Raw genomic sequence first — 20,360 nt, 5'->3', positions numbered from 1 at the left:
ATTCCCGGCCTTGTGCCGGGAACCCATGCGCACGGAGAGACGAAGACCGTCCTTCGCCTTCGACGTTCATGGGTGGCCGGGACGGGGCCCGGCCATGACGGAAAGATGGAAGGGCGGCGGGCGCTTCTAGCGCCTCACCAGAAGACCATCCGAACCACCTGGACGATGCGGCCCGTGTAGCTGTCGATCAGCAGCACGTCGCGGCCGACGCGGACCCAGTCGTAGCCATAGGGCGGCTCCGGCAGGCCGTACTCCCACCAGTCGAGTATCCGGTACTGCTCTCCATACCAGCCGCGCGGCAGGATCTCGCCGAACCGCCAGGACCGCGCGTAATAGCCGTACGGGGGCCGCCAGGAGGGGCCGCGGTAGCGTGACGGGCTGTTGTAGATCGGTGGATAGCGGCGGGATTCCCAGCGCGGACCGTCGCGCCCGCCGTCGTCGCGGCGCCGGTCTCCGTCCCAACGTCCCCGGTCGTCACGCCTGTCGTCACGCCTGTCGTCACGCCTGTCGTCGCGCCGGCCGTCACGGTCGCCGGGCGGCCGGTGATCGTCGCGGCGGTCCCAGTTCCCCCGATCCCGGTCCTGGACCCGCGGATCCAGGTCGCGACGGCGACGATCATCGTCGCGGCGCTCCTCGACGCGGCGCTCCTCGACGCGGCGCTCCTCGACGCGACGGTCACGCTCCCGGACGCGGTTTCCGTCGGGCCCGTGCGACCCGCCGGCCCGGGGCGGCGCACGGTCGGCCCGGCCGTCATCCAGGGGCGGGCCCGCGGCGAGCGCGCCGGCGGGGCGGCCGGAGCGGCTGGCGCGGGCGGGGCGGGCTGGGCCTCGGGGACGGCCGCTTCCTGACGCGACCGCGCCTGCTCCTGGGAGTGACGCAAAACCCGCTGCATGGCGCCGCCGGAATCCTGCGCCAAGGCGCCGGACGCGGTGCTCGCCAGCAACAGGATCGTAAGACTGAGGACCCTAGTTTTCATCGACCTTTTCCCGGGCGACCCTCGTGGCCGCCCCATCGCTTCACCTTCCTTGTGAGCCCCGGCGGCTGAACCCGACTTGAACGACGACGCCCGTCAGGCCAAGTCTGCCGCAGGCGAGCGCCTTGGCCGCCGAAGTGGAGCTGAAACGCGCGTGCCGGCGATCCCGAACGACATCCTGGGCTTCTGGCGCTCGGCCGGTCCGAAGAAGTGGTACGCCAGCTCCTGGGCGTTCGACGACGCCATCCGGCTGAAGTTCGAGCCGGTGCACCACGCCGCCGCCCGCGGCCAGTACGACGGCTGGACGGAAACCGCCGATGGCGCGCTGGCCCTGCTGATCCTGCTCGACCAGTTCCCGCGCAACCTCTACCGCGGCTCGGCGCATGCCTTCGCCACCGACCCCAAGGCGCGCAGCATCGCCCGCGCGGCGATCGACGCCGGCTTCCACACCGAGGTCGAGCCGGAGCTTCGGCAGTTCTTCGTCCTGCCCTTCGAACATTCCGAAGACCTCGCCGACCAGGATTTCGGCCTGGCTGTGGCCACCGAGCTCGGCGACGCCGAAGTCCTGAAGTGGCTGACGATCCACCGCGACATCATCGCCCGCTTCGGCCGCTTCCCGCACCGCAACCCCTGCCTCGGCCGCCCGACCACCGCGCCGGAGCAGGAGTTCCTCGACGAGGGCGGCTTCGCGGGGTGAACTCAAAATCCCGTCATCCCGGACGGCCGCATGCCGAGCCGGGACCCAGGGCCTCCGCACTGCAGAACCCCCTGGGTCCCGGCTCTCCGCTTCGCTCCGGCCGGGATGACGGATTGGGCGGATGATGGGCCGCGTGGTTTCGCCCTGACGACTCGCCCCTCTGCGCGTAAGCTTGCGTCCAATGAACGCCCCCTTCGCCCTTGCTGAAGCCGTAGCCGCCGCGGACCATCCCGAGCGGCAGTACCTGGCCCTGCTCGCCGACATCCTGGAGACCGGGGTCCGGCGCGAGGACCGCACGGGCGTCGGCACCCTGGGCGTCTTCGGCCGGCAGATGCGGTTCGACCTTTCCAAGGGCTTCCCGCTTCTCACCACCAAGAAGCTGCACCGCAAGTCGATCATCCTGGAGCTGCTCTGGTTCCTGCGCGGCGACACCAACGTCCGCTGGCTGCAGGAGCGCGGCGTCAGCATCTGGAACGAGTGGGCCGACGAGAACGGCGAGCTTGGCCCCGTCTACGGCAAGCAATGGCGCTCCTGGGCCGCGCCGGACGGCCGGGTGATCGACCAGATCGCCAATGTGGTCCAGAGCCTGAAGACCAATCCCGCCAGCCGCCGCCATATCGTCAGCGCCTGGAACCCGGCCGACGTCGACGACATGGCGCTGCCGCCCTGCCACTGCCTGTTCCAGTTCTTCGTGGCGGAGGGGAAGCTCTCCTGCCAGCTCTACCAGCGCTCGGCCGACGTCTTCCTGGGCGTGCCGTTCAACATCGCCAGCTACGCCCTGCTCACCCTCATGATAGCCAAGGTGACCGGGCTGGAGCCCGGCGAGTTCGTCCATACCTTCGGCGACGCCCACCTCTACCTGAACCACCTCGACCAGGCCCGGCTGCAGCTGAGCCGCGAACCGCTGCCGCTGCCGGTGATGCAGATCGCCGACAAGCCCGACCTGTTCAGCTTCGCGTTCGAGGACTTCAAGCTGGAAGGCTACAAGGCTCATCCGGCCATCCCGGCGCCGATCGCGGTCTGATCCGCGCCGAACGCCCCCTCCGTCTCGCCTTCGGCGATCCACCTCCCCCGCTACGCGGTGGAGGATCTGGGCCGAAGATGCTCCACCGCTTGCGGGGGAGCTGTCAGCGAAGCTGACTGAGGGGGCGAACTCGCGCTAAAGAAGCTTCCATGCCCCAGATCATTCTCACTGCCGGCCCCATCGCTCGGGCGCGCAACGGCGTCATCGGCAAGGATGGGACCCTGCCCTGGCGGCTGAAGAGCGACCTGGCCATCTTCCGCGCCGTGACCATGGGCAAGCCGGTGATCATGGGCCGCAAGACCTGGGACAGCCTGCCCCGGAAGCCGCTGGTCGGCCGCACCAACATCGTCCTGTCGCGCGACGGCTCCTTCGAGCCGCACGGCGCCCTGGTCTGCGAGGACTTCTCCGAAGCCGTGCAGATCGCCCGCGAGCAGGCCGAGGAGGACGGCCGCGACGAGGTCTGCGTGATCGGCGGCGCCTCGCTGTTCGAGCTGGCGCTGAAACGGGCGGGCCGGATCTACCTCACCGAGGTCGAGGCCGAGGTGGAGGGCGACGTGCGCCTCTCTCCGATCGACGAGAGCCGCTGGCGGGAGGTGCGCCGCGAGTCGCATCCGGCGAGCGACGACGACGAGCACCCCTTCACCTTCCGGGTCCTGGAACGCCTATAGTCCTTCAAAACCTGGGAGGCGGCTGGCATGACGATCGAGATGCAGCAGGTCTGCGACGGGCTGGCGTTCCCCGAAGGGCCGATGGCCATGGCCGACGGCTCGGTCATCGTCACCGAGGTCCAGGGCCAGAAACTCACCCGGATCTGGCCGGACGGCCGCAAGGCGCTGGTGGTCGAGACCGGAGGGGGCCCGAACGGCGCCGCGATCGGACCCGACGGCGCGATCTGGATCGCCAACAACGGCGGCGCCTTCTTCCACGCCGACAGCTACCAGGGCGGCTACATCCAGCGCTACGACCCGAAGACCGGCGAGCTTTCGACCGTTTACGAGGCCTGCGACGGCCAGCGGCTGATCGCGCCCAACGACCTCGTGTTCGATCGCCACGGCGGGCTCTGGTTCAGCGACCACGGCCTGCCGACGCCGGACGCGCGCCGATACGGCGGCCTCTACTACGCGCATGCCGACGGATCGAAGATCAGCCGCCAGCGCCAGCGCCTGCTCTCGCCGAACGGGGTGGGCCTCTCGCCCGACGAGACGGTGGTCTATCTGGCCGACACCGAGACGGGCCGGCTGTGGGCCTTCGACGTCGTCGAGCCCGGCGTGCTGACGCCCCAGGAGCGGCATGTCCCCGGCCGCCTGGTCGCGAACCTGGTCGGCCTGCAGGCGCTGGACAGCCTGGCGGTCGAGGCCGGCGGCAAGGTCTGCGCCGCGACCATCGGCGATAGCGGAATCACCATCTTCGATCCGGACGGAACGACGGAGCACGTCGCCTGCCCCGACCCGGTCACCACCAACATCTGCTTCGGCGGACCCGACATGCGCGACGCCTGGATCACCGGCTCGGCCGCCGGCCAGCTCTACAGATGCCGCTGGCCGCGGCCGGGATTGCGGCTGAACTTCAACGCCTGAGGGTCTAGACTCCCGCCCGCCGCGCCCCGGCGGCGACGCGCGAGGCTGGACACTTGGGCCGCCATGGGTGAGACGCCCGCGGCTGGAGGATGGATCCCATGGATGACGGCGCTCAAGACCTGAAGCGCACCGCTCGCGAAGCGGCCTATTCCATGCCGCTCGAGGCGCTCAGTCCCGCGAATCCGGAACTCTTCCGGACCGGCGGCTTCTGGCCCTATTTCGAGCGGCTGCGGGCGGAGGATCCCGTGCACTGGGCCGTCTCGCCGCTGCCGGAGATCGGCGGCTACTGGTCGATCACCCGCTACAACGACATCGTCGCCGTCGACAGCGATCACGAGAGCTTTTCCTCGGAGCCCGCGATCGTCCTGCCGGATCCGGATCCAGATTTCCGGCTGCAGATGTTCATCGCCATGGACCCGCCGCGGCACGACGTGCAGCGCAAGACCATCGCGCCGATCGTCTCCGGGCCGAACATGGCGCACCTGGCGCCGATCATCCGCGAGCGCGCGGGACAGATCCTCGACCAGCTGCCGATCGGCGAAGAGTTCGACTGGGTGGACAAGGTCTCGATCGAGCTGACCTCGATGACGCTGGCCGCCCTGTTCGACTTTCCCTGGGAGGACCGGCGCAAGCTGACCCGCTGGTCGGACGTGGCCACCGCCCCGCCGGACAGCCACCTCTTCGAGCCCGGCCGCGGCGTCGAGCAACGCAAGGGCGAGCTGTTCGAATGCCTGACGTATTTCGGCCAGCTGTGGAATGAGCGGGTCAACGCCCCGCCAAGGCCCGACCTGATCTCCATGCTCGCCCACGGCGAGGCGACGCGGAACATGGACCGCATGGAGTACCTCGGGAACCTGATCCTGCTGATCGTCGGCGGCAACGACACCACCCGCAACACCATCACCGGCTCGGTGCTGGCGCTAAGCCAGAACCCCGACCAGGAAGCTCGGCTGCGCGCCGACCCGGCGCTGATCCCGGCCATGGTCTCGGAGACCATCCGCTGGCAGACCCCGCTGGCCTATATGCGCCGCGTGGCGACCCGCGACGTGGAGCTGGGCGGCAAGCTGATCCGCAAGGGCGACAAGGTCGCCATGTGGTACATCTCGGGCAACCGCGACGAGAGCGTGATCGAGCGGCCGAACGATTTCTGGATCGAGCGGCCGCGGGTGCGCCAGCACCTGTCCTTTGGCTTCGGCATCCACCGCTGCGTCGGCAATCGCCTCGCCGAGCTGCAGCTGCAGATCATCTGGGAAGAGGTCCTGAAGCGGTTCCCGGTGATCGAGGTCACCGGTCCCCCGACCCGCGTCTACTCGAGCTTCGTGCACGGCTACGAGCAGCTGCCGGTGCGGATCCCGCGCCGGGCCTGAAGGCCGCTCGTCGCGCCGTCCTGCCCGGCTAGGTCACGATCACGCGTACGCGGGCGATGTTCTGAATTCGCCCATAGGGCGTCTGTGCGTCCCCCTCGCGCTGGGACGTGCCGCGCAGCACGGCGAAATAGACGCCGGGCTTGGAATAGGCGTGGGTGGTCGACAGGGTGACGCGCGCTTGCGGCGAGGTGGGACTGTCATCGACGGGGTAGGCGCCGAGGCCCTCGAAGTCCCACTCCGCCGCAACCACCTCGCCCGCGTCCGGCGGCGTCTCGATCGTGGCCGTGAAGGCGACGGGTTCGCCGACCGAGACTTCGGCGCGCGCCCCGCCGTTGGCCTTGAGGTCGACCACCGGCTGCGGGCCTCCGCGCTCGTCCGCCCGCGCCGGAAGCTCGACCTGCGACTGCGCCACCTTGTATCGGGTGTCGGAGGGGCGCACCCCCGTCTCGACCCATCGGCTGAGGTCGCGCAACGCCTGTTGCAGCGCGCCCTCGGCGCTCACGGCGTGGGCCTTGGCGACCAGGGTCGAGGGGTTGTCGTGCTGGGCACGATCCACGAACCACAGCGCGAAGCTGTCTTCGAAGCCGGGTCCCATCGCCGCCTTCACCTTCGACCGGTACCAGTCGGCGAACCAGGCGAAGGAATCGATGTCCATGTGCGCCTGCATCAGGAGCATCTTGCCGTGGAACCTTCCGGTCAGCAGGGCGCCCGCGCTGCTGACCGTGAAGGTGGCGCCGAGCAGGGCGTGGCGCTGCGGATAGATCGGCTGGCCCTGATCGTCGCGGAACTGGTTCCAGCCATAGAAGTCCTCCGTCGGCGGGACCTGGTGGCGATGGTAGGTCTCCGCGGCGAGCGGCCACGAATTGTCGATCCGCACCGGTGCGCCGGGCTGAACCGCCGCGACCACGTCCGGATCGGCCGTCGTGGTGAAGCTTACGGTCCTGCCGTCGATTTCGTGGATCGCGAGACTCTTGCCGGCCGCAGCCCCGCTCAGCAGCACCAGGTGCGCATTGGCGAAGTCCCTGTCCGGTATGGTCGCCAGCTCGACCCGCCTGGGAGGCCCCTCGGTCACGCTGGCCGCCGTGGTGTCGAAGTGAAAGCGATCGGCCCGGATCGAGGAGGCCGGATCGCCGCCCAGGTAGCCGGGCTTCGTCCAGAAGTCCTCGACATAGGTCGGATCGAAGCGGGGAATGGCGCTGGCGATATTCCCGAAATAGCCGGCGTCCATCGTCTCGTGGCTGTACCAGCCGTTCGGAGGGAAGCCCATCAGCGTCGCCTCCTTCAGCGCGGCCCGCTCCTCTTCGTTCAGGTCGGCATAGGGATCTCCGCTCCCGCCCGGGTTCAGGGCGTCCATGATGCCGGGAAACCTGTTCCGGCGCCGCAGCACGCGCAGCGCATGCATCCGCACGGTGAAATTGCTCGGCGTGGCGTGGTTGCAGCCCAGCACGAAGGGGACGAAGCCGTCCCACACGCCGCTCGTCTGCTCCGCGCTGCCGACCGCCTGATAGGCGCCGCCGCTTCCGCCGAAGAGATAGCCGAATGGACGGTGATCGCCGTAGAGCTCGGCCGCCACCACCCGCGAATATTTGGCCGCGGCCGCATTGACGCGATAGGCCGCGATCGCGGGATCGGCGCCGCCCAGGCTGAAGGCGCCGCCGAGGTTCGTCTGGACGTAGTAGGCGCCGCTGTCGAGGGTGAAGCCGAGATTGCCCGTCGCCACCCCAAAGGCGATCGGGAACGGACCAATGTCCTCGGACGTCGCCAACGGATAGGTGTTGTGGTGGAAGCGCCCCTCGTACTGCTCCGGAGGCGGGAAATAGAACGAGAAGCGCGCGTCCGTGCCCTTGAACCCGCCGTGCACGTAACGATGCGGCGCCGGCTCATCGCGCAGCTCGTTCACGTCGATATAGGGCTCGTTGTAGAGCGGATCGACGGAGTCCTCCGTCACCCGCACCGACCCATCGCGGTCGAGGGACTGCAGGTTCATTTTCAACCTTGCCGTTGGCTATGGCATCAGCTGGGCGAGTCCGGGCGAAACGCTCAGACCCTTTCGCTTGCGGGCTGCGACGCCGCCCGAGACCCCGCGGCGGCGGCCTGCAGCAGCATGTCGGCCACGGCCGCGGGCTCGGTGATCATCAGGTCGTGGCCGGTGTCGATCTCGAACAGCTGGTCGCCATCAAGCTGGCGCTCGCGGGCGTCAGGCACGCTCGACCGCAGCGCCTGGGTGCAGTTGATGCTGGTGCGCGGAATCCGGCGCAGGGCGACCTCGTCCCTGAACTGGAGCTTCTGGGTAAAGCACTTCCAAGGGTGGGGCGTGAGCTTCGACTTCATCCAGGCGAAGTCGGCCGGATCGGTGACGCCCAGATGAGGGATCACCTGGGACTCCGGCGACATCACCAGCTCCACGCCGTCGGCAACGAACAGTTCGCCTTGCGCCATGCTCATCATGGCGGGCGCGACGTCGGCGAGGGATTCGCCGTCCTTCGGGTGGGCGGCGTCGAGATAGACGAGCCGGGCGATGCGCCGGCCGGCGCGATCCGCGACGCCGGTGATGACCATGCCGCCATAGCTGTGGCCGACCAGAACCACGTCGGACAGCTCCTCGTAGTCCAGCAGATTGACGATGTCGGTGACGTGGGTGTCGAGGTCGGTGTCGCGGCTGAGCAGATGCTTGCGGTCGGCAAGGCCGGTCAGGCTCGGCGCGTAGACGAGATGGCCGGCCTCCCTGAGCAGCCGCGCCACGCGCGTGTAGCACCAGCCGCCGTGTCCGCCTCCATGCACGAGTACAAATGTGGCCATGAGCGTCTCCTCCGACTATCGGTTGTCCGACTATGGAGCAACTTGTGAAACGCGGCGTTCCGAAGATCAACCAAAAAGGCGCGGTCGTGACGGACCCTCGCGTGCTCCGCAGCCGGGCTGGCCTGAGCCAGGCCTTGCTGGAGTTGCTGGAGTCCACGCCCCTGGAGCAGATCACGATCCGCGATATCGCCGCGACGGCCGGCGTGGGCTTCACGACCTACTATCGCCACTACGCGAGCAAGGAAGCTCTGCTGCAGGACCTGGCGGCGGCGGAAGTTCGGCGGCTGTCGGACCTGACCATTCCCGTCTACGACGCGGAGAACTCGCGAGCCGCCTGCCTGGCTCTGTGCACCTATGTCGACCAGCACCGCGCCCTGTGGTCAGCTCTGCTGACAGGAGCGTTCGGCTTCGTGCGGGAGGAGATGTTGCGCCAGGGCCGCGAGGCTGCTGCGGCGCGCCCGCACAGCGGGTTGCCGGGCGATCTGGGCGTCGTGCTCACCGCCTCTGCGATCGTCGAGCTTCTCGCCTGGTGGCTCCGGCAACCGGACCCGCCGCCCGCCGCGCTCATGGCTGACATTCTGGATCGAACCGTCATCGCTCCGGCCGCGCCGGCGTCAGGGAAGCGGCGGACGTCCACAACGGGCGTCGTGGACAAGTCCTGAGCCCGTCTTGCGTCCCTAGTCCAGGCTGTCGAGGAATTCGACTTCGGACTCGCCTTCCACGCACGCCTGCATCCGGCCGAGCGCGGCGAGAAAATAGTCGCTGGCGGTGTGCTGATCGATGGCGGCCTGGTCGCGATAGAGCTCCAGCCCGACCGCGCGACAGCCTTAACCGGCCGGGTCCGGCCGCTTAAGGTTCAGCTGCGCTCGTTCCAGCCGTAGGCCACCCAGTGGTGGCCGCCCAGGTGGCGGGCTTCGATGACGTCCGGCTGGCGGCTGCGCGCCCGCGCCGTGCGCCGCGCCCGAAGCGCGAGGCCGGCGAAGCCGAGAAGCGCGCTCGCCATGACCGCGATCACCGCGACGGTGGCGGCGGCGAAAACCGCCATCACCGCACCGACGACAACCGCCGCCCCGGTCGCCAGCGTCCCGCCGAGCGCTGCAAGGCTGCGAAGGGCGGATCCCGGCCGAACGGCGAATTCTCTCACCATGGCGTCCTCAAATCAGCCCAGGCATGAGCTGTAATAAACTATTTTGGTCCTCAGGATCTGAACGTCAACTGAAGATAATCGTGAACTTCGGCGAGCGCGTAACTATGCCGCTCCCTGCAACGCCAGCGCCCTGCGCTCTCGCATGACCGTGTCGAAGGCTGCGTTGATGGCGGCGGCCTTGGCCTCGGCGACTTCGACGAACTCGGTGGGCAGGCCGCGGGCGCGCGCCCGGTCGGGGTGCGCCTCGGACAGCTGCGCCTTCCAGGCGGTGCGGACGTCGGCGTCGGGGGCGTCGTGCGCCACGCCGAGCACGACGTAGGGATCTTCCTTCTCGAGCCCCAGGTGCGTCGCCTTCAGGCGGCGGAAGGTGAGCGGGCTGTGGCCGAACAGCTGCGAGACGCGCTCCAGATAGATCAGCTCGTCGGCGGTCACCGCGCCGTCGGAGGTGGCGACGAAGAACAGGCCGTCGAGCACATCTTCCAGAAGTTGCGGGCAGTGGCGGTAGCGCTTGGCCAGCCGGCGGGCGTAGCTCTCGAAACCGCGCGTGGTCTGGCGGGCGAGCTGGTAGAGGCGCCGGACGTTGCCCAGGCTGCCCTCCTCCGGCTGGAAGACTTCGGCGAAGGCCTCATACTCCGACGCCTGGGCCCGCCCGTCGACCTTGGCGAGCTTCGCGCCCAGGGCCGTGACCGCCGTCGTGAACGCAGGATCTTCGCCCGGCAAGCCGGGGGGACAGGTCGGGCAGTCCGCCTCGTCCAGATTGCGGACCGCCAAGCCCGCGATTTTGCGCCAAAAGCCCATCGGAGTAGGGAAATGCCTTAGGCCGCATCAAGTCGCATTACAATCGCACGAGTAGTTGGGAGACATTAAGTTTTGGACATCGCCTGGAGTTTCGCCATCGACCGCGGCGGGACGTTCACCGACGTGATCGGCCGTGCTTCAGACGGGCGGGACGCCTCGCTCAAACTCTTGTCCTCCTCTTGCGCCTATACGGACGCGGCGGTCGAAGGGATGCGCCGGATCCTGGGCGCGGCGCGCGGAACGCCCTTCCCCGCCGCGCGGGTCGAGACCATCCGCATGGGCACCACGGTGGCGACCAACGCCCTGCTGGAGCGCGCCGGCGCCAAGACCCTGTTCGTCACCACCGCAGGTTTCGCCGACGCGCTGCTGATCGGCGACCAGTCGCGGCCCGACCTGTTCGCCCTGAACATCCGCCGCCCGGCGCCGCTCTACGCGGGCGTCGTCGAGGCCGACGAGCGGCTGGGCGCGGACGGCCAGGTGGTCGAGCCGCTCGACGAACCGGCGCTGGCGGCGCGGCTGGCGGCGGCGGCGGCGCAGGGCTTCACCTCCTGCGCGATCGCCTTCCTGCACGCCGACCTGAACCCCGAGCATGAGCGGCGCGCCGGCGTTCTGGCGCGCGACGCCGGCTTCGCCTTCGTGGCGCTCAGCCACGAGGTCTCGCCCCTGCCCCGCTTCCTGCCGCGCGCCGAGACCACGGTCGCCGACGCCTATCTTACGCCGGTCCTGCAGGCCTATGTCCGCCAGGTCGCCGACGCGGTCGCCGGCGCGCCGCTCTATTTCATGACCTCGGCCGGCGGCCTGGTGCACGCCGAGGCCTTTCGCGGGCGCGACGCGGTCGTCTCCGGGCCCGCCGGCGGCGTGGTCGGCGTCGCCGAGACCGCGCGGCGGGCCGGCGCTGCGGCGACGCTGGGCTTCGACATGGGCGGCACCTCCACCGACGTCTGCCGCTTCGCCGGAACGCTGGAGCGGCGGGACGCGGCGCGGGTGGCCGGGGTGCGGCTCCGCAGCCCGATGCTGGACGTGGAGACGGTGGCGGCCGGCGGCGGCTCGATCCTCGCCTTCGACGGCCTGCGCGCCCGAGCCGGGCCCGCCAGCGCCGGCGCCGAGCCGGGCCCGGCCTGCTACGGCCACGGCGGCCCGGCGACGGTGACCGACGCCAACCTGGTGTTGGGAAGATTGGAGCCGACCGCCTTCCCGGCGGTGTTCGGGCCGGGCGGCGACCAGCCGCTCGACGCCGCGGCGGCGCACGCACGGCTGGCCGAGCTCGCCCAGGCCATGGGCGCGCCCAGCGTCGAGGCCGCGGCAGAGGGCTTCCTCGCCGTCGCCGTGGAGCAGATGGCCCAGGCGGTGCGACGGATCTCCACCGAGCGCGGCTTCGACCCGCGCGAACATGTGCTGACCGCCTTCGGGGGCGCCGCCGGCCAGGTCGCCTGCGCCACCGCCGACGCCCTGGGCGTCGCGGAGATCCTCTGCCCGCGCCAGGGCAGCGTGCTCTCGGCCTGGGGCATCGGCGAGGCGCAGCTGAGCGCCCTGCGCCAGGCGGGGCTGGAGGCGCCGCTGGACGCGGCCGGACTGGTCCAGGCCGAGGCCCGCCTCGGCGAGGTCGAGCAGGCCGCCCGCGCGGCGCTCGCCGACCAGGGCGCCGCGGCCGGCGAGGTCCGCCGGACCCTGCGCCTGCGCTACGACGGCGCCGACGCCGAGCTGCCGGTGGCGCCGGGCGAGGTCGCGGAGGTCCGGGCAGCGTTCGAGACTGCGCACCAACGGCTGTTCGGGTTCGTAGAGCCGGAGCGGGACATCCTCATCTCCACGGTTGAAGCGGAGGCGCTGAACGCCCCCTCCGTCTCGCTTCGCGAGCCACCTCCCCCGCTTCGCGGTGGAGGATCTGGGCCGCAGATGCTCCACCGCGCAGCGGGGGAGCTGTCGGCGCAGCCGACTGAGGGGGCGTTCGGCGCTCGCGTCAGGATGTTCGCCGGCGGTTGGCACGATGCGCCGCTTGTGGCGGCCGACGCTTTCACCACCCTCGACGGCCCCGCCCTGATCGTGCGGCCGGACACCCAGATCGCCGTGCTCCCCGGCTGGAGCGCCCTCGCCGACGAGGACGGACTGATCCGCCTGCACCGCACCGGCGTGACCGCCGCCGCGGCGCCCGACCTCTCGCGGCCCGACCCGGTCACCCTGGAGCTGTTCAACCGCCGCTTCATGGGCGTCGCCGAAGCCATGGGAGCGGCGCTGGAGCGGACGGCGCACTCGGTCAACATCAAGGAGCGGCTGGACTTCTCCTGCGCCCTCTTCGACGCCGACGGCGGCCTGGTGGCCAACGCCCCGCACATGCCGGTGCACCTGGGCTCGATGGGGGCCAGCGTGCGGGCCGTGCGCGACCGTCACCCCGACCTTCGGCCCGGCGAGGCCTTCGCGCTCAACAACCCCTACGCCGGCGGCACCCACCTGCCGGATATCACCGTGGTCATGCCGGTGTTCATGGAGGGGCCGACGGCCCCCTCCACCCCTTCGGGGTCCCCCTCCCCCAAAGGGGGAGGAGATTCTAAGCTGCAGCGGCCCCTCTCCTCCCCCTTTGGGGGAGGGGGTCCGCGAAGCGGTGGAGGGGGCTCTCCGCCCCAACCCGCCTTCTACGTCGCCGCGCGCGGCCACCATGCGGACGTCGGCGGGATGCAGCCGGGCTCGATGCCGCCCTTCTCCAGGACCATCGAGGACGAGGGCGTGCTGCTGGACGCTCTGCCGATCATGCGCGAGGGCCGTTTCCTGGCCGACGAGACCCGCGCGGCCCTGGTCGCCGGGCGCTGGCCGGCCCGGGCGCCGGAGCGCAACCTGGCCGACCTCAAGGCCCAGATCGCCGCCTGCCAGGCGGGCGCCGCCGCGGTCCGCGGGATGATCGAAAGCTTCGGGCCGCAGACCGTCGCCCGCTATATGGGCTTCGTGCAGGAAAACGCTGCGGCCGCGGTCCGCCGCGCGCTCGGCCGGCTCTCGGACGGGCAGGCCCGCGCGCCGCTCGACGCCGGCGGCGAGATCGTGGTGCGGACCACGGTGGACGCCGGGGCCGGCGAGGCGGTGCTCGACTTCACCGCCTCGTCCGACCAGCTGGACAGCAACTTCAACGCGCCCTCGGCCATCGTCGACGCCGCGGCCCTCTACGTCTTCCGCACCCTGGTGGACGACGACATCCCGCTGAACGCCGGCTGCCTCGAACCGCTGAAGATCCTGACGCGGGAGGGCTCGCTGCTCAGCCCGCGGCCGCCGGCCGCCGTGGTCGCCGGCAATGTCGAGACCAGCCAGCACGTGGTCGACGCCCTCTATTCGGCGCTCGCCGTGATGGCCAACGCCCAGGGGACGATGAACAACTTCACCTTCGGCGACGACGCCCGCCAGTACTACGAGACCCTCTGCGGCGGGGCCGGCGCGACACCCGACGCGGACGGCGCCGACGCCATCCACACCCACATGACCAACTCGCGCCTGACCGATCCGGAAATCCTCGAACGGCGCTTCCCCGTGCGGGTCGAGACCTTCGAGGTTCGGCGCGGGTCCGGCGGGGCGGGCGCGCGGCGGGGCGGCGACGGCGCCTTGCGCCGGATCCGCTTCCTGGCGCCGATGCAGGCGGCCCTCCTGGCCTCGCGCCGGAGGTTTGCGCCGCAAGGCTTGGCGGGCGGCGGTCCGGGCCTGCCCGGCCGCCAGCGTTTGATCGCGGCCGACGGGACCGCTACAGATCTGGCCGGCTGCTTCTCGATCGAGGTGCGGCCGGGCGACGCGATCGAGATCGAAACCCCGGGGGGCGGCGGGTTCGGATCGGTCGCCGACGCCCTAAAGAGCTAAGCTGCACCATTCGAGGTTCACCGCCGCATGATTTCGCTCGCGCTCGCCGCCAGCCTGTTCCTGGCCGACCAGCCCGCCGCCCAGCAGGCTGTCGCCGCCGCCCCTCCGGCCGCCGAAGCGGCTCAAGCCCCGGCTGCGGAAGCCCCCGCCCCGACGGGCGCGCCCACCGACGACTACCAGTTCGTGGCCTGGTGCTACGGCGTGCTCTCCGGCTACCTCGATCTGCACGACCAGGTGATGCCCGAGGTGACCCGCATCGAGACCACCTGGCGGCGCCCCGGCAGCAAGCTGTCTGACGACCTCAAGGTCTACGAGGACCAGCAACGCCAGGGCCGCGCCGATCTCAAGCGCTTCCAGAACGCCCTCACCGCGGCCGAAAAAGCCAGCCTGCAGCCGATCAACGTCACCGGCTCGGCCGCCATGAAGCGCGGCCACGCGGTCTGGAACGTCGGCCCCGATGTGACCAAGGCGCGGCTGGCCCAGGAATGGATGAGCTGGAGCCTGCCGTCCCGCTGCCCGGTGGTCGCCGACACCCTGGCCAAGCGCGCCAGCCTCCTTGGCGCCTCGTTGAAGGGGAACGCCGCCCCGGACTCCCCGACGTCCGCCTCCGAGGCCACGCCCGCGGAGCCCGCCGCGCCGGCTCCGGAGCCGGCGCCGTCCGGCAAGAACTAGGCCGCGCGCTCGGCCGCCGTCATCGATGTTCGCAGCTGTCGCCGTCTATCTCGTCGCGATCAACCTCGCGGCGTTCGCAGCCTTCGGTCTCGACAAGCGCCGCGCCCTGCGCGGCGGCTGGCGGATTCCCGAACGTCGGCTGCTGAGCCTGGCCGCCATCGGCGGCGGCGCGGGCGCAGCGGCCGCCCAGCGGCTGTTCCGCCACAAGACGGTGAAGGAGCCGTTCGCCAGCCTAATGCGGCTGATCCTGACGATCCAGGCGATCGCCGGCGGCTTCGCCGTCTGGCTGCTCCGCTAGGAGCCCGTCCGGATCAGCGGCGTCAAGCTTCGTGCGCAGCTTATGCATCACCCGGAGCGCCACCTGCAGCTCCTCGGCGGTCAGGTCGCTCATCAGCTCGGCGCGAAGCTCCGCGGCGATACGGTCCAGCTGGCGGACGATCGGCATGGCCGCCGGCGTGAGGACGACAACCTTGGCGCGCCGATCGTGCTTGCAGGTCCGGCGCTCCACCAGCCCCGCCTTGCACAGCAGGTCGAGGGTACGCACCAGGGCCGGGTTTTCGACGCCCGCGCGGTCGGCCAGGGCGGTCTGGCTGAGTTCCTCTGGGGACTGCCATAACCAATAGAGCGCCGCCCAGCGGGCCTCCGTCAGTCCGATGCTCTTGAGCCGTTCGTTCAGCCGGGTGCGCCAACGCCGCGCGGTCACGACAAGCTCGCGTGAAAACGCGTGAAGCACCTCCTCGTCGGGCTGGCTCACGCGTGGGTTCTCCATGGCAAGTGACTTGAAGGAACCACCATCGACGACGGGCCGGCCAGCGCATTGCGCTCGATCAACCCGCAATCCTTCGTTGCAGACCGCTGTGATTTCTCTCGCAAGTAAATCGAAAAACCACCCCAGCGCTCAGGGTGGCGCCCAAAATGGGGATGGCGCCGACGAGGTGCTCAGACCTGCAACGGTCAGCAAAGGCGCCCGCGAACGGCAATGTCGGGTTCCAGGCAGACCCGGACGAGCCACCGTGGAATCACCGCTCCCGCGGGGGGCGGGGCGTGGCGAATTTTCTATTCTACGGGATCAACGAAGCCGGCGAGATCGTCTTCTCGCAGCTGCTCCGCGATTTCGACCGCGCCGATCTGCGCGCCTTGGCCGACGCGCGGCTACAGGACTGGCATGCTGTGGAGGTCTGGGAAGGTCCCGTCTGCCTGGTGCGCCTGCGCCGCGCGCCCGCGAACTGAGCTCTGCCACGGATCGATCCCGCGCCTGAGCCGTTAGGAGAGTCTCACCGAAAAGGAGATCCGATGGCGCACGTCCGCAAAAAGCTCCCAGCTTTTCCCGGCGACGGCGAACTGCGCTACCGCGGCTTCCGCGGCCAGGTTCGCTACGAGATCCTCGGCGAGCCCTCCTCGCTTCGGCCGGGACCGGCGCGGCTGCGCGGGTCGATCAGCGCGACGCCTGAGGTCGCCGCGGAGGCGTTCCGCGAGGGCGAGGGACTGTTGACGCTGGAAGGCGGGGCGCAGTTTCGCATCACCATGCTGGGACACTCGGCCGGCAGCGACACGGCCTATTTCGAGATGCGGATCTAGTGTCCCGATTCCGAAGTTCGCAGGCTCTTGTGGCGGGCTCCGACGAACTTCGGAATCGAGAAGGACACTAGCAAGTGTAAGTTTCTAGTGTGCTTCTTGGATCTGAAGTTCGCCACGGCGCATGACCCAGATGCTGGCGAACTTCGGATCCAGCACACTAGCTCTTGCGGCTCTGAAACCGCATGGCGAAGGAAACGGTGCGGTCGCGAGCGTCTTCTGAACGGATGCGCTCCGCGACCGCCTGAAGGGCGGCGGTCTGCGCGTCGTAGCGCGCCACCTCCAGCCCGCCTTGCCGCACGATCCACTCGCCGGCCGCCTCCACCACCTCGTACATCGACAACCCACCACCGAACTACAACCATTGCGTTAGACCATCTCCGGTTAACGCAACATTCGCGCGCAGCGCGTCGCGACGCCGCAGCCTAGACCCTCGCGATCGGCTCGCCGGTCCACTCCCAATGCCAAGGCTCGTACGGATAGGCCACGAAGCCGAAGCGGCCTGCGTTGCGGACGAGCCACTGATAGGCCGGCGTCGCCGCCTGATGGGAGCGATTGGCGTCTGCGCTGGAGATCGGGTCGAGCCCGGGCGCTGCGCCGAGGTAGAGGTCGAGGGCGAGCCCCGTCCGGTGCGCCGAGCAGTTGGCGCGGGCCGGACCGCCACAGTCGCCATTGGCCAGACAGAGCGCCTCGGCGGCCAGCGGGTCGCGGTAGCCGGAGACCAGCGCCAGCAGGCTCGGGTCGACCCTCACGGCGGGCACTTCGCGACGCGCGGCGTCGCGTAGCCGGCGCCAGGCCGCCAGGGCGCCTGGCCGGAGCTGAACCAGCCTTCCCCTATAGCCTTCGCTCGCGGCGGCCTGCGCCAGCGAGGCTTCCGTCGCGCCCGGCGGGCAGCTTCCGTCGCGCGTCGCCGCCACGAACGGACGGCGCAGCATCCAGATGACGCGCATGGCCTCGAAGGTGTTCGGCTCGATCTCGCCGGCGGCGTCGAGATGCCGGGCCTTCTGCCACGCGGCGAGGGCGGCGGCGAAACCGGGCGTCGTCGGACCACAGCTTGTGCGGATCTCCTGCGCGATGGCCGGGGCATAGGCGTCCCAGCCTGTTTCGAACTCGCCAAACGGAGCCCACGCCACGGAGGCGAAGGTCTGCGCGTTGCGGCGCGCGGCGGCCTCGAATTCCGGAGCCCCGACGCAGGCGGCGGTCGCGACCTGCTCCGGACGCCAGACGTTACGGGTCGCGAGCAGCAAAACCACCACGAGCCCAGCGAGCAGGAGAAGCCATTTCATCGATGCTTCGCCTAAGCTTCCACCAGGCTGGGAACGGCGCCGAACCCCAAAGGCTCCCGAGCCGCCTGCGAACTCGTTCCAAAATGGAAATAATCTTGTGCGAAATGCGCCGTTTATCCTGCAGATCGTCAACCTATCTTCTCACTCGAACGGCGCCGCTGCGGCGCCTCTGAGGAGGACCTGAGACATGATCGAGAAACGGCCCTTCGCGACCCTGGGCGGCGCCGACCACGGCTGGCTCAAGGCCCGGCATCACTTCGCCTTCGCCGGCTACTACGATCCGGCGCGGACGAACTGGGGGAGCTTGCGCGTCTGGAACGACGACGAGATCGCGCCGAACTCCGGCTTTCCGCCGCATCCGCATGCGGACATGGAGATCATCACCTACGTCCGCGAGGGCGCCATCACCCACAAGGACAGCCTCGGCAACGAGGGCCGGACCGAAGCCGGCGACGTCCAGGTGATGAGCGCCGGCTCCGGCATCCGCCATGCGGAGTACAACGTCGAGCCGACGACGACCCGGATCTTCCAGATCTGGATCCAGCCGACCGGCCGCGGCGGCGCCCCGACCTGGGGCGCACGGCCCTTCCCCAAGGGCGACCGCGCCGGACGTTTCGTGTCCCTGGCCTCCGGCCTGCCGGACGACGGCGAGGCCCTGCCCATCCGCACCGATGCGCGGGTGGCGGGCGCAACCCTGAAGGCCGGCGAGACGACGGAATACGCCCTGGGCGAAGGCCGCCACGCCTATCTGGTGCCGGCGGTCGGCGCGATCGAGGTGAACGGCGTCCGACTCGACGCCCGCGACGGCGCAGCCGTGCGTGACGAGCCCGTCCTGCGCATCACCGCGCTGGATGACGCCGAAGTGGTTCTGGTGGACGCGGCCTAGGTCTGGGCGTGGAGGCGGCGAAGGCCGTCTCCACGTTCATTCTCGGCTAGTGGAGCCGCGGGAGCTCGATGACCGCCTCGTCCCACTCGCCGGTCTCTTCCTGGATCAGCACATAGCGGAATTCGTCGCCGGGAAAGCCCTCGTAGGCGCCGGCCGCCCGCAGGCCGTCCGCCTGGGAGGCGTAGGCGCCCAGTTCACCCGCCCGTTCGTCGAGAAGAACCCACTGGCCGCCCTTGGCGAGCAAAGTCAGGTCGAACATCTCAGCCTCCCGTGGTCTCCACGATGGATGACTCAGTTATGTCACTCATCGATGAAGATCGCGCGGGGACCGACGGCCGCAGGGGATGCGACCGAACCGCGCATCAACCCTGACGGTAGTAGGGCTCGACGGGTCCGGTGAGCTTGATGGTGAGCGGCTTGCCATGACGGTCGCGCTTGTCGCCGAGCGCCAGCCGCACCCAGCCTTCCGACACGCAATATTCGTCGACGTTGGTCTTGTCTTCGCCGCGGAAGCGCACGCCGACGTTCCGGGCGAGAACGTCCGGATCGTAGTAGGGGCTGCCTGGGGTGGTCGAGAGGCGGTCGGGCGGTGTGTCGCTCATGGGTGTCGCTCTCTCACGGGCCGCCGACGGGATCAAGATCTGCGGCGCGCCAGGCGGCGGACTCATCCTGGCGGCCGGACCCGCCTAGGCGGCGAGCCGGGCGGCGACGTCGTCGGGCGTTTCGAACATCCAGGTGGGCGCGCGCTCCGCCAGCAGCTCCCGGCGATTGTAGCCCCACACCACAGCGCCCGAGGCGAGGCCCGCCGCGCGGGCGGCCTCGATGTCGCGGGTCTCGTCGCCGATGCAGAGGGTCTCGGTCGGCTTCACCCGCGCGCGCCGGACCACCTTGCGGAACCGGGCGGCCTTGCCGAAGAGGCCCGCGCCGCACTGGTAGTGCTCGATCAGGGCGGCGGCTTCCGGCCCCAGGATGCGGCGTACGTTGGCCGCGGAGTTGGAGCTGACCAGGCCCAGCACGACGCCCTGACCCGCCAGGCTGCGCAGCAGCGCCTTGGCCCCGGGGAAAAGCTGGATGGTCTCGGCCTCCTGGGCGACGCGCTGCTGCAGGTAGCGGGCGATCAGCGGGAGTTTCCAGCCCGGCACGCCCAGGCGGGCGAGGATCTGGCGTGTGTCGCAGCCCCGCAGGCTCTCGACCTCGGCCTCGCTCACCTGGCGGAAGCCAAAGCGCGCGCCGAGCGGATTCAGCTCCCGGGCCAGCCAGCGGGCGCTGTCCGCCAAGGTGCCGTCGAAATCGAAGATCACCAGCTTGTACATGAAGCTTGGACGCCGTGGTTTTGAGAGCGCTGCGCCTACGGCTCCATCGCCGCCAGGTCAAGCGCTCTTAAGGCCTGATTAAGCCTGTTGGCCCCGGGCTCGCCCATGCGCCGCTCCGCCGCTGGGGCGTTCAGACGCAGGTTCGACGCCCCCATGCGGCGATCGACTCCGCGGCGGGCCGATTCTCGGCGAATCAGTTCGTGTCGATCACCACCTGGGCGCCGCGGCGCAGGCGGATGCGGCGGTCGGGGTATTCCCCCCGGGCCGACTGGAAGATGGCGCGCGCCAGGGTTGCGTTGAGCGCGCGCCCGATGATCCGTTCCGGCGCGGTGCGCTGCCGGTTCCACAGCTCGATCGCAAAGGGCAGCTCGTCCGTCGGCGCGCCGCCGGCGTCGGGCGCGTCCACGGATGAAGAAGA

Annotated in this window: 25 protein-coding genes; 13 read left to right on the top strand and 12 right to left on the bottom strand. The window is 70.0% G+C overall.

The annotated features are described in order from the left end of the window. Window positions 1-134: 134 nt before the first annotated feature. Window positions 135-302, bottom strand: a complete 168-nt coding sequence (locus tag ACSQ2B_RS21635; protein ID WP_436053742.1) for an RcnB family protein — start codon at window positions 300-302, stop codon at window positions 135-137. A 240-nt stretch (window positions 303-542) separates the two neighbouring features. Between ACSQ2B_RS21635 and ACSQ2B_RS21630 the strand changes: the two genes are divergently transcribed. The 6 genes from ACSQ2B_RS21630 (at window position 543) to ACSQ2B_RS21605 (ending at window position 5,638) form a co-directional block, all read left to right on the top strand. Next, window positions 543-848, top strand: a complete 306-nt coding sequence (locus ACSQ2B_RS21630; protein WP_436053170.1) for a hypothetical protein — start codon at window positions 543-545, stop codon at window positions 846-848. Window positions 849-1,127: 279 nt separating this feature from the next. Beyond that, on the top strand, window positions 1,128-1,670 hold the full coding sequence (locus ACSQ2B_RS21625) for a DUF924 family protein (RefSeq protein ID WP_436053168.1): 543 nt from the start codon (window positions 1,128-1,130) through the stop codon (window positions 1,668-1,670). Window positions 1,671-1,851: 181 nt separating this feature from the next. Further along, a complete protein-coding gene (locus ACSQ2B_RS21620) occupies window positions 1,852-2,694 on the top strand; it encodes a thymidylate synthase (protein ID WP_436053166.1) in 843 nt (280 codons plus the stop codon). 149 nt (window positions 2,695-2,843) lie between these two features. Continuing rightward, window positions 2,844-3,362 carry a dihydrofolate reductase gene (locus ACSQ2B_RS21615; protein WP_436053164.1) on the top strand — a complete coding sequence of 173 codons (519 nt, stop codon included), beginning with the start codon at window positions 2,844-2,846 and terminating at the stop codon, window positions 3,360-3,362. Between the two features lie 27 nt (window positions 3,363-3,389). Next, window positions 3,390-4,271, top strand: coding sequence for an SMP-30/gluconolactonase/LRE family protein (locus ACSQ2B_RS21610; RefSeq protein ID WP_436053162.1), 882 nt, complete (start codon window positions 3,390-3,392; stop codon window positions 4,269-4,271). 98 nt (window positions 4,272-4,369) lie between these two features. After that, on the top strand, window positions 4,370-5,638 hold the full coding sequence (locus ACSQ2B_RS21605; protein WP_436053161.1) for a cytochrome P450: 1,269 nt from the start codon (window positions 4,370-4,372) through the stop codon (window positions 5,636-5,638). A 28-nt stretch (window positions 5,639-5,666) separates the two neighbouring features. On the opposite strand, the gene ACSQ2B_RS21600 is transcribed toward ACSQ2B_RS21605, so the two are convergent. Both ACSQ2B_RS21600 and ACSQ2B_RS21595 read right to left on the bottom strand, forming a co-directional pair. Then, on the bottom strand, window positions 5,667-7,625 hold the full coding sequence (locus ACSQ2B_RS21600) for a PKD domain-containing protein (RefSeq protein ID WP_436053159.1): 1,959 nt from the start codon (window positions 7,623-7,625) through the stop codon (window positions 5,667-5,669). 53 nt (window positions 7,626-7,678) lie between these two features. Continuing rightward, window positions 7,679-8,437, bottom strand: coding sequence for an alpha/beta fold hydrolase (locus tag ACSQ2B_RS21595; protein ID WP_436053158.1), 759 nt, complete (start codon window positions 8,435-8,437; stop codon window positions 7,679-7,681). An 86-nt stretch (window positions 8,438-8,523) separates the two neighbouring features. Here ACSQ2B_RS21595 and ACSQ2B_RS21590 point away from each other — a divergent pair, with 86 nt between their 5' ends. Continuing rightward, complete coding sequence (locus ACSQ2B_RS21590) at window positions 8,524-9,099, top strand: TetR/AcrR family transcriptional regulator (protein WP_436053156.1); 576 nt, start codon at window positions 8,524-8,526, stop codon at window positions 9,097-9,099. Window positions 9,100-9,293: 194 nt separating this feature from the next. On the opposite strand, the gene ACSQ2B_RS21585 is transcribed toward ACSQ2B_RS21590, so the two are convergent. Further along, a complete protein-coding gene (locus tag ACSQ2B_RS21585; protein ID WP_436053154.1) occupies window positions 9,294-9,584 on the bottom strand; it encodes a hypothetical protein in 291 nt (96 codons plus the stop codon). Window positions 9,585-9,686: 102 nt separating this feature from the next. Further along, the gene (locus tag ACSQ2B_RS21580; protein ID WP_436053152.1) at window positions 9,687-10,382 is read right to left on the bottom strand and encodes a TerB family tellurite resistance protein; all 696 of its coding nucleotides are present in this window, start codon (window positions 10,380-10,382) and stop codon (window positions 9,687-9,689) included. A gap of 72 nt (window positions 10,383-10,454) precedes the next feature. On the opposite strand from ACSQ2B_RS21580, the gene ACSQ2B_RS21575 reads away from it, so the two are divergent. From ACSQ2B_RS21575 to ACSQ2B_RS21565, 3 genes are read left to right on the top strand one after another with little or no spacing between them, the layout of a single operon-like run. Continuing rightward, window positions 10,455-14,210, top strand: a complete 3,756-nt coding sequence (locus ACSQ2B_RS21575; RefSeq protein ID WP_436053150.1) for a hydantoinase B/oxoprolinase family protein — start codon at window positions 10,455-10,457, stop codon at window positions 14,208-14,210. A gap of 27 nt (window positions 14,211-14,237) precedes the next feature. Continuing rightward, complete coding sequence (locus tag ACSQ2B_RS21570) at window positions 14,238-14,882, top strand: hypothetical protein (RefSeq protein WP_436053148.1); 645 nt, start codon at window positions 14,238-14,240, stop codon at window positions 14,880-14,882. 25 nt (window positions 14,883-14,907) lie between these two features. Beyond that, window positions 14,908-15,180 (top strand): DUF1294 domain-containing protein, encoded by a 273-nt coding sequence (locus tag ACSQ2B_RS21565; protein WP_436053146.1) that lies wholly within the window; start codon window positions 14,908-14,910, stop codon window positions 15,178-15,180. Here ACSQ2B_RS21565 and ACSQ2B_RS21560 read toward each other — a convergent pair. Beyond that, window positions 15,115-15,636 carry a MarR family transcriptional regulator gene (locus ACSQ2B_RS21560; protein ID WP_436053144.1) on the bottom strand — a complete coding sequence of 174 codons (522 nt, stop codon included), beginning with the start codon at window positions 15,634-15,636 and terminating at the stop codon, window positions 15,115-15,117. The genes ACSQ2B_RS21565 and ACSQ2B_RS21560 overlap by 66 nt on opposite strands. Window positions 15,637-15,926: 290 nt before the next feature. On the opposite strand from ACSQ2B_RS21560, the gene ACSQ2B_RS21555 reads away from it, so the two are divergent. Together ACSQ2B_RS21555 and ACSQ2B_RS21550 are read left to right on the top strand one after the other, a co-directional pair. Then, on the top strand, window positions 15,927-16,112 hold the full coding sequence (locus ACSQ2B_RS21555) for a hypothetical protein (RefSeq protein ID WP_436053142.1): 186 nt from the start codon (window positions 15,927-15,929) through the stop codon (window positions 16,110-16,112). 63 nt (window positions 16,113-16,175) lie between these two features. After that, window positions 16,176-16,460: a hypothetical protein gene (locus ACSQ2B_RS21550; RefSeq protein WP_436053140.1), complete on the top strand. Its 285-nt coding sequence runs from the start codon at window positions 16,176-16,178 to the stop codon at window positions 16,458-16,460. Between the two features lie 157 nt (window positions 16,461-16,617). Here ACSQ2B_RS21550 and ACSQ2B_RS21545 read toward each other — a convergent pair whose 3' ends face one another. Together ACSQ2B_RS21545 and ACSQ2B_RS21540 are read right to left on the bottom strand one after the other, a co-directional pair. Then, window positions 16,618-16,794 (bottom strand): hypothetical protein, encoded by a 177-nt coding sequence (locus ACSQ2B_RS21545; RefSeq protein WP_436053138.1) that lies wholly within the window; start codon window positions 16,792-16,794, stop codon window positions 16,618-16,620. Between the two features lie 88 nt (window positions 16,795-16,882). Further along, window positions 16,883-17,743: a D-alanyl-D-alanine carboxypeptidase family protein gene (locus ACSQ2B_RS21540; protein ID WP_436053136.1), complete on the bottom strand. Its 861-nt coding sequence runs from the start codon at window positions 17,741-17,743 to the stop codon at window positions 16,883-16,885. Between the two features lie 187 nt (window positions 17,744-17,930). Here ACSQ2B_RS21540 and ACSQ2B_RS21535 point away from each other — a divergent pair, with 187 nt between their 5' ends. Further along, window positions 17,931-18,629 (top strand): pirin family protein, encoded by a 699-nt coding sequence (locus tag ACSQ2B_RS21535; protein ID WP_436053135.1) that lies wholly within the window; start codon window positions 17,931-17,933, stop codon window positions 18,627-18,629. A 46-nt stretch (window positions 18,630-18,675) separates the two neighbouring features. Here ACSQ2B_RS21535 and ACSQ2B_RS21530 read toward each other — a convergent pair whose 3' ends face one another. The 4 genes from ACSQ2B_RS21530 to ACSQ2B_RS21515 all read right to left on the bottom strand — a co-directional run bounded on the left by ACSQ2B_RS21530 (window position 18,676) and on the right by ACSQ2B_RS21515 (window position 20,348). After that, window positions 18,676-18,888 carry a hypothetical protein gene (locus ACSQ2B_RS21530; RefSeq protein ID WP_436053133.1) on the bottom strand — a complete coding sequence of 71 codons (213 nt, stop codon included), beginning with the start codon at window positions 18,886-18,888 and terminating at the stop codon, window positions 18,676-18,678. Window positions 18,889-18,991: 103 nt separating this feature from the next. Beyond that, a complete protein-coding gene (locus ACSQ2B_RS21525) occupies window positions 18,992-19,231 on the bottom strand; it encodes a DUF3297 family protein (protein ID WP_436053131.1) in 240 nt (79 codons plus the stop codon). Window positions 19,232-19,315: 84 nt separating this feature from the next. Continuing rightward, window positions 19,316-19,942, bottom strand: coding sequence for an HAD hydrolase-like protein (locus ACSQ2B_RS21520; RefSeq protein ID WP_436053129.1), 627 nt, complete (start codon window positions 19,940-19,942; stop codon window positions 19,316-19,318). A 193-nt stretch (window positions 19,943-20,135) separates the two neighbouring features. Then, window positions 20,136-20,348 carry a hypothetical protein gene (locus ACSQ2B_RS21515; protein ID WP_436053128.1) on the bottom strand — a complete coding sequence of 71 codons (213 nt, stop codon included), beginning with the start codon at window positions 20,346-20,348 and terminating at the stop codon, window positions 20,136-20,138. Window positions 20,349-20,360 lie beyond the last annotated feature (12 nt).

Origin of the sequence: Phenylobacterium sp. LjRoot225 (assembly GCF_964252855.1) — a bacterium.
Classification (GTDB): Bacteria; Pseudomonadota; Alphaproteobacteria; order Caulobacterales; family Caulobacteraceae; genus Phenylobacterium.
This window is presented reverse-complemented; position numbering and strand designations above follow the sequence as displayed.